The sequence below is a fragment of the Mesorhizobium sp. M0491 genome (assembly GCF_040321265.1).
In the GTDB taxonomy this organism is placed as follows: Bacteria; Pseudomonadota; Alphaproteobacteria; order Rhizobiales; family Rhizobiaceae; genus Mesorhizobium.
In genome coordinates this window covers 14,707-27,275 of the sequence record NZ_JAMYRE010000024.1, presented here as the reverse complement: position 1 = coordinate 27,275, position 12,569 = coordinate 14,707, and the positions used below count along the sequence as shown (strand labels likewise).

The 12,569-nt window shown below is 61.3% G+C and carries 9 protein-coding genes; 1 reads left to right on the top strand and 8 read right to left on the bottom strand.

Annotated features, from left to right (window positions below):
* Positions 1 to 2,715, bottom strand: a complete 2,715-nt coding sequence (locus NKI69_RS26500; RefSeq protein ID WP_352722834.1) for an ABC transporter transmembrane domain-containing protein — start codon at positions 2,713 to 2,715, stop codon at positions 1 to 3.
* Between the two features lie 233 nt (positions 2,716 to 2,948).
* On the opposite strand from NKI69_RS26500, the gene NKI69_RS26495 reads away from it, so the two are divergent.
* The gene (locus NKI69_RS26495; protein ID WP_081734794.1) at positions 2,949 to 3,614 is read left to right on the top strand and encodes a class I SAM-dependent methyltransferase; all 666 of its coding nucleotides are present in this window, start codon (positions 2,949 to 2,951) and stop codon (positions 3,612 to 3,614) included.
* 36 nt (positions 3,615 to 3,650) lie between these two features.
* Here the strand turns inward: NKI69_RS26495 and NKI69_RS26490 are convergent, their stop codons facing one another.
* The 7 genes from NKI69_RS26490 to NKI69_RS26455 form a co-directional block, all read right to left on the bottom strand.
* The gene (locus NKI69_RS26490; RefSeq protein ID WP_023809542.1) at positions 3,651 to 4,802 is read right to left on the bottom strand and encodes a glycosyltransferase family protein; all 1,152 of its coding nucleotides are present in this window, start codon (positions 4,800 to 4,802) and stop codon (positions 3,651 to 3,653) included.
* On the bottom strand, positions 4,799 to 6,043 hold the full coding sequence (locus NKI69_RS26485; RefSeq protein ID WP_023809541.1) for a glycosyltransferase: 1,245 nt from the start codon (positions 6,041 to 6,043) through the stop codon (positions 4,799 to 4,801). The genes NKI69_RS26490 and NKI69_RS26485 overlap by 4 nt, the downstream gene beginning before the upstream one ends.
* Before the next feature lies 1 nt (position 6,044).
* A complete protein-coding gene (locus NKI69_RS26480) occupies positions 6,045 to 7,259 on the bottom strand; it encodes a glycosyltransferase family protein (RefSeq protein ID WP_023809540.1) in 1,215 nt (404 codons plus the stop codon).
* A gap of 935 nt (positions 7,260 to 8,194) precedes the next feature.
* Positions 8,195 to 8,686, bottom strand: a complete 492-nt coding sequence (locus NKI69_RS26475; protein ID WP_023809539.1) for an alcohol dehydrogenase catalytic domain-containing protein — start codon at positions 8,684 to 8,686, stop codon at positions 8,195 to 8,197.
* Between the two features lie 825 nt (positions 8,687 to 9,511).
* Positions 9,512 to 10,888, bottom strand: coding sequence for an MmgE/PrpD family protein (locus NKI69_RS26465; RefSeq protein WP_023809537.1), 1,377 nt, complete (start codon positions 10,886 to 10,888; stop codon positions 9,512 to 9,514).
* Between the two features lie 26 nt (positions 10,889 to 10,914).
* Positions 10,915 to 11,727, bottom strand: coding sequence for an HpcH/HpaI aldolase/citrate lyase family protein (locus NKI69_RS26460; protein WP_352722833.1), 813 nt, complete (start codon positions 11,725 to 11,727; stop codon positions 10,915 to 10,917).
* A complete protein-coding gene (locus NKI69_RS26455) occupies positions 11,721 to 12,563 on the bottom strand; it encodes an HTD2 family dehydratase (RefSeq protein WP_023809535.1) in 843 nt (280 codons plus the stop codon). Before NKI69_RS26455 ends, NKI69_RS26460 begins: the two co-directional genes overlap by 7 nt.
* Between the last annotated feature and the right edge of the window lie 6 nt (positions 12,564 to 12,569).

Here is a 12,569-nt window from a genome sequence, read left to right as displayed (position 1 = left end):
CTATGACAGAAGTTCCTTGAAGATACCGTTCTCTGCCAAAAGTGTCTCGTGTGTACCGTCTTCCACCAATTGACCCGAGTCAAAGACCATAACGCGATCGAACATCATCGCCATTGCCGGACTCGTCACGACCCACACAATTGCCGGCGAATGGCCGTCGCGTCTGGCTTCCTCGAGCACGTTTCGCAGCACCTTGTCCTGAATGCGCTGGTCGAGCGCCGACAGCGGCCGGTTGAGAATGAGAAAATCGGGACGCTTGAGCAGAGCCCGGGCAACATCGAGCTTCTGTCGCTGTCCGCCGGTCAGCCGCCTTCCACCGGCGCCGACGTTGAAGTCCAGGCCGACATCCAGAAGCTCGGCATAGAGCCCCAGCTCGTCAAGAATGTCATAGACGATGGAGCGTATGCGGTCCGGGGCGTCGGGATGGTTGTTTCCCACACGGCCGAATAGGACATTGTCCATGACGGTGGCCGCGGCAATGTATTTGGCAGGATCATACCGTTCGATCGCGTTGTGCAGTTCGGGCGGCAGGTTTTCATAGAACTGGTTGCGTGCGGCGACGATCTTGCTCATCAACTCGTCGGTCAGCAGGCCGAAGCGGTGCCGGGGCTCGATATAGGCAAAGCTCAAGGTGATGATCATGGCGCGGTCGGCCTCCGAAACCGCCTCGTAGGGGCGGTTCTTGAGCCGCTGCAGCAAGGTCTCGTAGGCGGGGATCTCCTCGGCGCTCATGAAGGCGAGCTGCTGGAAGAACTGGTGATCTGGCGGCAGGTCGGCAAACAGCTCGATCGCCTGTTCGGCGATCTCCATGCCCATCTCGTAGAGCGTGCTGTCGAGGCCGGCCTGCTTCAGCACGGAAGCAAAGTAGGGATTGGCCGCCAGAGCCTTGTCGGCCAGTTCGGGGCCGGCGGCGGCGCCGAAAAGCAAGTTCTGGCCGATCGTCGCTTCCGTGTTGTAAGCGCCCGGCTCGAAAGGAACCACCAGTTCGCGCAGCCCTTCCTGTTCCAGCCGGGTTCGCAGCGCTGCACGCAGTTCGACGATCCGCCCGGCGAGCTTCGTGTGACGCGTGAGGTCGGCCGAAGAGCGCAAGCCAAGATCCAGAATGTCGCGCGACAGAAGAACCGCGTCGAGCACCCGGCGCACCGCTTCAAAGAGGTCGTGCGGGCCGGTAGCACCGGCGGAAGCATAGTCGATCCAGTCGCTATGGACGTCGAAATCCGGATTGCCCGACCGGCGCGCCTCGTCCATATTCCAGCGCTGCTGGTCTGCCGCGGCGCCGTCATAAGTCACCGATGTCAGCGGTGCATGCTTCAACCCGTAGAGCAGGTTATCGCGCAGGCTTGCTTGGAACAGGAAAACATCCGACGAGGCGTAAGACATGCGCCGGCCGGTCACGGCTTCGGGGAGTTCAAGCAGGTCATCGGCGCCCGAAGCGACCTTTCCACTCTCTGGCCAGTTCAGACGCGCGAAGGCTTCTGCTAGCGCCTCCGCTCCGCCTGTCGGGGTGCTGACCAGCGCCACCGTCTCAGCCGGCTTGACCTGCATGGAGACACGGTTGAGGAGCATTGCACCGCCATCGTCTGCCATGGAGAGACCGACCGCCGACAGCGGGTTTGTCATCGGACCGGGATCGTCGATCGTCAGTGCCGCGATTCCCGGCGCAATGATATCCTCGACGGTGAACTGTTCAACGACCTGCTGATATTTGACCTGGACATCCTGCCGATCCTGATCCCAGTCGATCAGTTCCTTCATCGGTCCGGGCAGGTCCTTGTAGGCTCCGATCACCGCCACGAGTTGGCCGACGTCCAGCCGGCCCCCGATGACCAGATACCCGCCGATCATGTAGAACAGAAAGGGCGTGAGCTGTGCGAGAAAATTGTTGAGGAACTTTACCATGAATTTCCATTGGTAAAGATCGAAGCGGATCTTGAAGATGAGCCCTAGCCTAGCAGCTATGTCGGCGCGCTCGTAGTTCGACGTATCGTGGACGTGAACCGCGCCGATGCCGTCAACGATTTCGCCAACCCGGCCAGAAAGCGCGCGCGCCGTCAACTGCCGTTGGCGCCCAAGCACGAGCAGCCGCCGCCGCATCCGCGGGATGAGTACGATCTGGATGATCACGATCACCACCGCTATCATTCCGAGCCAGACGTTCTGGACCATGATGAACAGCATGGCCGTCAGCGCCTGGCCGCCGAGCAGCACCGGCTGCAGGAAGGCATCGCCGATAAAGCCGCCCAGCGGCTCCACCTCATCCTTCACCATGGTCGCCACTTCGGCGGATTTCACCCGCTTGAAGTAAATCGGCGGAAACCGCAGCACACGATCGATCAGATCGAAGCGAATACGCCGCAGCATGCGTTCGCCGAGGCGGCCCTTGTAGGTGTTGATGTAGAGTTTGAACAGGCCGTTGATGACGACCAGCAAGAGGAACACAAGGCTCAGGGCAAGCAGCGTCTCCTTGCGGTCAAGCTGAAAACCGGAGAAGAACTGGACCTCGCCAATGAACGGCAGGTTATAGTGCAATCTCATGAAGGGCAGGGTCGTGCCGGGTTGCTCGAACCCCTTCCCCTGGATCGGGCCGTTGACGATCAGCTTCGGCAGGTCGAAGGACATGAAATATGGGATCATCGAAAGCAGGACGATCATCAATATCCAGATCTGCTGCTTCCGGGTGTGCGTCCAGATATAGCGGGCTAGGCTGGGTTCCATATGCGACTGTCAGTTTGGAGGATGCAGGCGGTGAAAGCACCTGCTGGCAAACGATGTATCGGCAATGTCTTCGCGGATGGACGCCGCTGGTCGGGACAGACGCAATCGGCCCCCTTCGCCACCGTGCAACGGCGAAACGGCTGGCGGCATCGTCTTATCCGCAAGTCGAACAGGCTCGCGTGAGGCAATATTGCGTTGTGTCGCCCGAAATCCCAACATAGAGGACGAATATGATGGATGTCACACAAGCACGCAATGCCGGCGGGCACGAACAAGCCTTGGATCTCGCCCGGGGAATTGCCGCCTATGTCGACCACCCTCTCGTCGCCGGGCTGGCGCGCGTCATCGCCAAGCATCCGACGGCCGACATCGCCAACGCCTTCAACCACAAGCAGGTCGCTTGCAAGATGTGGGCGCTCGACGAGCTGTTTGGAAGCTGCGGCGGCCGGTTCGGGCGTATATGGGTGCTGGGTGGATGGTACGGCGTATTGCCGGCAATGCTTTTCAACGACGCCCGTTTCGACATTGCGGCGATCGACAGCATCGACATCGATCCGGAAGTCGGGCCGGTCGCCCGGACCCTCAACCGGGAAGCCGGCGACCGCTTCCGGGCGCTGACGGAAGATATGTACGCACTCGACTATGCCGCCGGGCGGCCCGACCTAGTGGTCAATACGAGCTGCGAACACATAGCCGAGCTGGGTGCCTGGCTTGCCCTGCTTCCGCGGGGCACGAATGTGCTGCTGCAATCGAACGATTACTTCAGCGAGCCGACGCACATCAACTGCGTGGCTTCGCTTGCAGCCTTCGAAGCAATGGCGGCGCTACGGGAGATCAGGTTCTCCGGCGAACTGCCGACAAAAAAATATACGCGCTTCATGCTGATTGGAACTGTTTGAAGCGCGTTTCGCGAATCCAACGAGATGCGACCTGCGTTAGGATTTCGAGGACCAGGTTCGTTGCCGCTCGCGCAGGATTTGCGCAGAGTGACGGGCGCCTTCCAGATCGAGACGATGCGCCGCTGGCGCCGGTCCCGCAAGCGCCTGTTCGATCGCTTGCGCCAGACACTCAGGCGTCAGGTCCTTTTCCATCCGCACCGTTGCAAGGCCGAGCTCTTCGAGCATAAGGGCTCGAACCGTCTGTTCCGTTTCCCCGCCGGCTGCAAAGGGAACGAGCAGCGAGCGACAGCGCGCGCGCAGGACATCGCAGACAGTGTTGTAACCCGCCTGCGAGACCGACAGGCGGGCGCCGGTCAGCAAGCTGGCGAAATCCTCGCGAAACCGGAAGATGGACAGGCGCGGCGTCGCATCGCGTGTAATCGCGTCAAATTCGTCCTTCGGCAGGTTTGGGCCGGTGATCAGACACCATTTCCAGGCGTTGTCGGCATTCCGCGCTAATGCGATGGTGGACCGGACAAGGCTCTTTCCGGCGGCCCCGCCGCCAACCGACACCACAACGTCGAAACGCTCGGAGGCCGCGGGCGCTGGTGGCGCGGCAACGAGCCCTGTGTACGCAACCTCGGCCCTGATCGCTCCCGCCAGTGGAAATGTCTTGTCGATGGTTGCGAAAGCCGGATCGCCATGGACCATGACAAGGTCAAAATGCCTGTTAACGAGATCGACCGTTTCCTCGTTTCGGCCCGGCTTGACGCGCTCCTGAAGGATATCACGGACTGACGTCACCAGCAGCGGTCTGGGCGACGCCGCGTCGATGGCCTCGATCAGCGGCAAGAGTTCGAAACGCATCTGCCGGCGCCCAAATGGAAACGCCTCGACAATGACGATATCAGGCCTGCAATCCCGGAATGCCTGCAGCAGCATCTCTGAACGCCGTTTCTTGAAATCATCGTCGATGGGCTTGCCCTGCAGGTCGACAAGACCGGAAAATCCTTCATCACCGGAGGTGACAGATGGCAGGGTTACAGATATTGCCCCCAATCCCGGAAACCCCGCGACCGGCGCTCCGCCAGTGACGATGGTTACGTCAAACCCGTCATCGACCAGAGCCGCCGCGACGCGGCTGGAGCGCGCGAGATGGCCGATGCCGAGCAGGTGCTGGACATAGAAGAACGCGCGCAGCCGCTTCATTCGGCGGCCCGCCACTCCCGTTCGAACAGCTCCTTGAGCTGTCCAATGCTTGCTATGTGATCGAAATTGCCGCGCACGCGCGCCTCTGCGGTGTCGCCGAGGCGGGCACGCAGCACGGGATCACGGATCAGCCGCTCCAGCGCCTGTGCCAGGGCAATTGGGTTTTCCGTCGGAACCAGCAGCCCGGTTTCATCCGGCGATAAAAGCTCCGGCACGCCGGAAATATCGGTCGACACGCAGGCAAGCCGCTGGCTGGCCGCCTCCACCAGAACATTCGGCAGACCATCGCGGTCACCATTTGCGGTGATCCTGCAGGCCAGGGCGAAGATATCGGCGCGGCGGTAGTGCTCAAGCACCTCTTCCTGCGCGAGCGCGCCTTTCCAAGAGATGCGACCATCCAGTCCGAGCTTTTGCGCCAACGCCTTGAGCCGTTCCAGTTCCTCGCCGCCGCCAATATGCTCGAAACGCCACGCTAAATCACCGGGCAAGAGGGCAAGGGCCTCCAGCAAGGTGTCGTAACCTTTCTTTGCAACGGCGCGCCCGACACTCAGAACGATAACCGGTTCGTCCGGCGCCGAGCCGTCATGCTGTTTTCGTGCCTCGCCGAAAATGCCGAAGCGATCAAGGTCGAGCCCATGATAGCTCAAATGCACTGACGAGTTGCCGTCGGCGAGTTTTTTCAGACGGTCGAAGCCGGTTTTCGTGCAAGTTACCGTCCAGCGCGCCGAGGAAAGCTTGCTGGCCAGATCCCAATCCGCCGAAGTCCAGATGTCCTTGGCATGGGCCGAGCAGCTCCAGGGCAGACCAAGAAGCTGGCTGGCATAGCGCGTCACCGATGCCGGCGTGTGCGCGAAATGCGCATGCAGCCATACCGCGTCTTCGGGCCATTCGGCCGCTAGCACGAGCGCTTGCCCGAAACGGCGCGCGCGATTGCGCGTAAAGTCGCGCGGCATATCGACGGCCAGCGATCCCAGTGCACGCCAGAAGCCCGGCCGCAGCAAACAAGCAGAAAGCGAGCGAACCACGCGCAGCGGCTCTTCATGCAGATATTCCGGCAGATAATGGACGGGCGCTTTGATCTCGTCATGCACGGGGTGGCGTTTTGCGTCGGTCGGCCGCCTGAGCGCGACGAGTATCAGATCGAACCCCGCACGCTCCAGTCCGAGCAGTTCCTGCGCGATGAAGGTTTCCGAGAGCCGCGGATAACCCTTCAGAACCACGACGATCTTGCGATGTTGCAACTCAGTTCATGCCTTCAATAACCGAAAGGTGAGGGCCAGCCTGCCGGTCGAGCAGTTCCGCGACGATTTCGGAAATATGAGGGAGCCCTTCCAGGGTCAGATGTGGATTACTCTGGGATGGACGAGGCCGATTCGGCAGCGCCACCAGTGCATCGGCAAATCGCTGGGAGTCCTTGGCTTCCTCCGGCAAAAGCATTTCGACGAGGCCCAGTTCGGCTGCGCGCCGCGCGCGGATCAGTTGTTCCTGGCGGGGTTCGATGCGCGGCACGATGAGCGCCGGCTTGTCAAAAGATAGTATCTCGCAATAAGTATTGTAACCGCCCATCGCCACTACCGCCTTGGCGCCGGCAATCAGGTCTTCCATGCGGTTGTCGAACTCGATAATCTTGATGTAGGGGATCGTGGCCCCCTTCTTCAGCAACTTGTTGCGCTTGCGAGCCGGCATGTAAGGCCCAAGCACGATCAGCGCCTTGTGCTGCAATTTCGGATCCTGCTGATAAGCGTCGATGACGTCGTGAATCAATTCGGCGCCGTCGCCGCCGCCACCGGTGGTAACCAGGATATAGTCGCCCTCTGGCCGGTGGCCGGGCAACTGGTTCCGCTGCAGGCTCCGTTGCAGGAAACCGACGAATCTCATTTTTGCCCTGACAGCCGGCGGCACATCCAAGCCGGTCAACGGATCGTAGAAATCCGGCGGGCCATAGGCCCAGACCTTGTCGTAGAACAGGCCTATCTTGCGCATCACATCCCTGCGCGCCCACTCTGCTTCGAGCAGATGCGGTGCATCCATCACCTCGCGCAGGCCAAGCACCAGCGTGGTGCCCCGCGTCTTGAGGTAGGACAGCGTGTCCTCAATCTCACCGCGCAGGCCGAGCGGTTCCTTGTCGACGATGAAGATATCCGGCCGGAAGGTCTCGGCTGTGTGGCGGATGATCGACTGACGCATCCTTAGCGTCTCATGCAGATCGATGTCCTTTTCCAACGAGGTGTATTCGCCGTTGCGCAGCTTGATGACGCTGGGGATCTTCACGAAGTCGACACGGGCGCGGTAGTCGAAGGCGCCAGCGATAGTCGCACCCGAAATGATAAGCACCTGAAGCCCACGGAAATCCTCGACTAGCGAATGCGCAATAGTCCGGCAGCGCTGCAAGTGGCCGAGCCCGAACGTGTCGTGGCTGTACATGAGAATTCGTGCGTTTTCTGCGTGCTGGGTCATTCTTGAACGTCTCTTAAAATTCTCGCCTTGACACCGTGAGTGGCCCGCCGGCTTCGAAACCATCCTGGGTTTGGCCGCAATTTTCAATTTTATATTGCTTCTATGGAATGCCGTTCAGATATGCTTTCTGATCGCGAGTCCGAGACTAGATGGGTTGGCGAATATCGCCGCGCGGGTGTGAGCAGAGACTTCCTGTTATATTGTGGGATGGATCGAAGAGGAAAGCGATGTCAAAAAAATCGGCAGAAATCATCCCTCTTGATTCCAATCCGGACTGGTAAAGGTGAAATTCCCCTATCTTGCCCATATAGCCAATTGCTTGATCGGTATACGAAAGGACAAGGTCGCTGGCGTCGCACGGCGCATTCTTGTAGAACTCATTCGTGCGCCATTGCACTCGCCTCGGGACCAAAGGTGCCGCCCATTATTCTCTTGACGGGCGGTCTCATTGTGATTCACCGACCAGAAATTGAGCCATCTGTCGCCAAGCTAGCCGGAATTTCAGCAAAAATCGAGTGGATGCCAGCGCGGTCGCAACACACCACCCGCTGCAGGGTGTGTGCGACACCGGTTGCTTGTCGATCGTTATGGCCCATGCCAATGCCTTATTGGAGCGGTGACGGTACTTCTTTAAACGGCTTGGGCAGGCCGTCGAACGTCGTGAGGTACAAAAATCGCCCGATTGGTCCCGATAGTTGGTGAACCCTCGAAAATTCTTTGCGGCGAATTCCCTTTAAAACCAAAAGCGTAATTTTTTGACGGCTCTGGTGTCGGTCTCTTTTGGGATTATAGGGATATTAGTGCAATTTCAATGAGTTATAGGCTACTTGATCATGCCTTGCGGATCGAGCCGCTTGTCGGCCAGCCATTCGACGACGCGTGGCAACAGCCGGCGATTCAGGCGCGAGCCGGCACGGGATCGCGCACGGAGTGGATCACCTTGTCGGCACCGAAGCGTAGCGCCCGCTCGAGGCGAGCTTCATCGATGTCGGCCACGATGCAGCGGGCACCATGCATTTTGCCAACCTGCAGCACCGTGACGCCGACGGTTCCGGCACCCTGATCAGCAGTATCACAGAGCCACAGCCGGTGCGGTCGAGGACGTTGGCGGCAATCGAAATCGGTTCGGCCAGCGCCGCCAGACTGAACGGCATGTCGGCCGGAATTGGAATGGCATTATGCGCCGGGACGGCGACGAAGTTACGGAAACCGCCGTCGCGATGGACGCCGATCACTTCGAGGTGGGCGCAGACATTGGAACGGCCGATCCGGCAGGGATAGCAGTGGCCGCACGACACCACGGGGTCGACCACCGCGCGGCCTCCTCCCACGGCAACGCCGGTCACATGGCGTCCGAGCGCGGTGACGGTGCCCGCGAACTCATGGCCGATGACGCGCGGATAGAACGGCGAACGGATTGGAGCCATGCAGGATGTGAATGTCGGAGCCACAGATGCCGGCACGGCTGACGTGAACGACCACTTCGCTGGCGCCGGGCTGTGGCATGGCGCCCGGCCGGATTTCTAGCGACTGCGGCGCGCTGACAAGAACCTCAGCATGAACACTCCAGCTAAGTATACTAGTCGACAATTGCCATGGCTAACAGATCGTCAAGTTGGTGCGCGACCAGAGGCCTCCTGATGAGGCGATCGAAGCGGAACGGGCCGGGGATAATTGGACAAGCGTTTCGGCGCTTCTCGCCTAGCGACGTCGTCGAGTCTCCGATGGGACATGCCAGACTTGTAAAACGTCCGCTAGGGCCATCCCGAAGTCGCGAAGCTGTCAGTCGGGTTCCGGCCCCATTTCCGCCGTTCTGGACCCTGCTCCCAACGTTCGTAAAACGAGGTCAGCTATGGTCGGCAGTTTGGGGTCGCGGGAGCATACGAAACGATACGGGAAGCTTTCAGATTCTGGCCCACGAAAAACTCAACAGAACCAAGGATTTTAATATGCCCTCCGGGCCCACCATTATCGTCAAACTGCTTTACAACACAGGGCGGCGCGAAAGGAATCGAACTGCCCGTTATGCGCTCGTTCGCAATTGACGACCCAAATTCAGTAGCGTTTGTTCAATCTTCGCAAATGGCAGCAATGCGCTTCAAGTCGGCCGTTCGACACTGGGTGATCTCCCGAAAGCTGACATCGCCTCTGAAGTCAACTGCGGTCGCTCCTGCGCACGCCCCATAGCACGACCGGCCGCGGGCAATTCTCCATCCGTTCGGGCGGATGCAGTCCTTCGGCGCGATAGCGGGCTAACTCTCAGCAAATATATGCGCCGTGCTTCCGGGCTGATCGAGTCTCCAGATGCGGGCTATACACGCGCGCATCTCGTCGGCGGTGGCGCCGCCTCGAAATTCGGCAAGGCGTATGGCCTTGGCTTCCAGTTCCTGTTTCGCAAGCGTGTTGCCGGGGTCGCCCTTGGGCTCGTCGACGCGGGTATCGAGTTTGCGGCCGTCAATGGTCATGACGCTCACCTTGCCGACCCATTGCTTGGGATAAAGTCTGTCGATCTCGGCGTCGAACTCCATCCGCACCTTGGCGCGGAAACGGGCGACGCGCGTGTCGGCAAGTGCTTGGTGTTCGAACGCGTCGAGATCGGCGACGCCATGGACGGCGATGAGGCCCAACACTGTGCCCATGGAGAACTTCGCCTGGTGGACGGTTTGTGGAATGACCACCGCGCCCAGGACATCGATGGCTCCCTGATGGACATGGGTTACCACATCAGCGATGTCGTCCGGACCGAGCCCCTCGCCGCGCATGAGAAGCTGCAGCGCATCAGCGGCCGGATGGGTGTGCCGGCAGGCGGCGTGCCATTTGAAGGAGGTCTCCTCGGTTGCCCAACGGCTGCCGAGGCCGTCCGTCAGGCGGGCCGGATCGGCGTCGCTGGACATGCCTGAAGCCATGCCCTTTTTCCCTTCGAGGATCTGCGCGGCCCCCTTGAAGCCATCGCGTGCCAGATAGGCAGAAAACAGGCCGTTGGCGGCGGCTCGCGCCGTATGAAGCTGCTTGGAATCGGCGGCATCGCGCAAGAATTCCCAGAGCCCTGCCGCCTGGGTGCCGGCGGAGCCGAGAGCATGGTTGAGACCGGCTGCGTCCAGTCCGATCAATCTGCCGACCGCCGCGGCCGCGGCGACAGCGCCAGCGGTGCCGGTGGTGTGGAATATCTCGTAGTGCGAGCGTCCGAGGAATTCTCCTACGCGGATGCCCACTTCATAGCCGGCGATGCAGGCAGTCAGGACGTCGCGGCCGGTCTTCCCCTCAGCCTCGGCAACCGCCAGGACCGCCGGAAAGATCACGGCCGCCGGGTGAAAGACCGAGCCGTTGTGAACGTCGTCCTGTTCCACGATATGGGAGGCCGCCGCATTGACCATCGCCGCGAAATAGGGGCTTGTGCGCCGCCGCGTCGGGATGATGGTGCTTGGGCCGTCCGCCGGCCCCATGGCACGCGCAAAGCCGTCGATGATCTCGACCTGGTGCGCACCCTTGCCGGCCAGCGCCGAGCCGAGCCAGTCGATCATCAGTCCTTTCGCGAAATGAACGACGCGCGGCGGGATCTGTTCGAAGTCGAGTTCGGCGATGAACGAGCAGAGCCTGGCGGTCGGCCAATCGGCGGTGTCCGTGCTCATCTGTTGCTCCTCCTCTGGCATGCCCTTTAGACCAAAGCGGCCCGGCGCAGGACCTGCCTTGCACGTTCGATGACCGGCCGATCCACCATCTCGCCGTTCACCTGGCTGGCTTCGCCTGATGAGGCCGCGCCAATGATGTCGCGTGCCCATGTGATGTCATTTTCGCTCGGGCGAAAGCCATTGCGAATCGGCTCGATCTGCCTCGGATGGATGGCCATCTTGCCGCCAAAACCCATCTTCATGGCGTGGCGGGCGTCATCCTCCGTGATTTCAGGATTGCTCAGGTCGGTCGTTACGCCGTCGATCGGCGCGGCCCGGCCAGCGGCGCGCGAGCGCCAGACGATTTCGCTGCGAGCCGCAAGCAGGATCAGCCGATCATGCGCGCAACCGAGATCGAGCGAGAAGTCGACCGAGCCGAAGGCGACGGCAACGACGCCGGGCGTGGCCAATATGTCCGGCAGATTGGCAAGGCCGACAGCACTCTCGACCAGCGCGATGACGGAAACGCTGCGTGCCATGTGCCTGGTGATATCAGTAATGTCTTCCGGCCGCTCGGCCTTGGGCAGCATGACGGAGACGCCGTCGAGGCGCCGCACGGCATCGATATCCACTTCGTGCCAGGGTGTGCCGACGGCGTTGATGCGAACCACGACCGCGGATGTCAGCACGGCTGCATGGGCAACGACTGCTTCCCGGGCGCGCTCCTTGTCGCCAGGGGCGACGGCATCCTCGAGGTCGAGAATGACCGCATCCGCGCCGCTGCTGTCGGCCTTGGCAAAGCGCTCCGGCCGCGAGCCGGGTACGAAGAGCGGCACCACAGGCGTGACGAAGCTCACCATTGCGCCGTGGCCTTCACCGTCACATGGCCGTCGGCCGACCGTACCTCGAGGGCCATGCCATCTTGGCCTCGGGATGTTGCGCTCAAAAGCAGGCGCTGCGGGCCGGTCGCGGGATGCACGCCGCGGAACGAGAAACGGCGCGGCGACGTGCCGGCAATGGCGGTGGCGAAGTTCATCAGCAGCGTCGCCTGCAACGGGCCATGGATGACGAGCCCGGAATAGTGCTCGACCGTCGTGGCGTAGGGCGCGTCATAGTGGATGCGGTGCCCGTTGAACGTCAGCGCGGAATATCGAAAGAGCAGCACGGGATCGACGTTGATCGTGCGCTCGTGCGATGCGGCCAGGGGCGAATTGGCCGGCGGGGCAGGGGTCGCCGCAGCAGCTTCGGCGGCGCGATAGACGATGGTCTGGTCCTCCTCGATCACCGGACCGGAATCGTTGGCAATGTCGTGCCGGACCGTGACGAAGGTGAGGGGGCCGCTGCGGCCATGCTTCTCCTCTATGGCGGTCAATGTCGAGCGGCGGCGGATGGGGTCGCCGGAGCGGATCGTCGCCATGAAACGCACGTCGCTGGCAGCCCACATGCGGCGCGGAAGCGGCACCGGTGGCAGGAAGCCGCCTTTGGCCGGGTGCCCGTCAGGTCCGAGTTCACGCATGGCGGCAATGTCCGGCGTCAGGCACCAGTGCAGTCCTGGCGGGGCCGCGCCCTCGGCAGTCTGCGCCGCGTGGTCCCCAAGCGTGGCGCCAAAGCTGGCCAGCAGGCGCGGGGTGACAATGTCCTCGACCGTGTGTGTGCGTCCAACCCATTCCTGCAGCGTGGTTATGTCCAGGCTCATCAGGTC

Excerpts from the sequence above, each read along its gene's own strand:
- NKI69_RS26475 (WP_023809539.1), bottom strand. The coding sequence starts at position 8,686 with ATGGCTCCAATCCGTTCGCCGTTCTATCCGCGCGTCATCGGCCATGAG.
- NKI69_RS26500 (WP_352722834.1), bottom strand. The coding sequence starts at position 2,715 with ATGGAACCCAGCCTAGCCCGCTATATCTGGACGCACACCCGGAAGCAG.
- NKI69_RS26480 (WP_023809540.1), bottom strand. The coding sequence starts at position 7,259 with ATGACCCAGCACGCAGAAAACGCACGAATTCTCATGTACAGCCACGAC.
- NKI69_RS26490 (WP_023809542.1), bottom strand. The coding sequence starts at position 4,802 with ATGAAGCGGCTGCGCGCGTTCTTCTATGTCCAGCACCTGCTCGGCATC.
- NKI69_RS26495 (WP_081734794.1), top strand. The coding sequence starts at position 2,949 with ATGGATGTCACACAAGCACGCAATGCCGGCGGGCACGAACAAGCCTTG.
- NKI69_RS26455 (WP_023809535.1), bottom strand. The coding sequence starts at position 12,563 with ATGAGCCTGGACATAACCACGCTGCAGGAATGGGTTGGACGCACACAC.
- NKI69_RS26465 (WP_023809537.1), bottom strand. The coding sequence starts at position 10,888 with ATGAGCACGGACACCGCCGATTGGCCGACCGCCAGGCTCTGCTCGTTC.
- NKI69_RS26460 (WP_352722833.1), bottom strand. The coding sequence starts at position 11,727 with ATGGTGAGCTTCGTCACGCCTGTGGTGCCGCTCTTCGTACCCGGCTCG.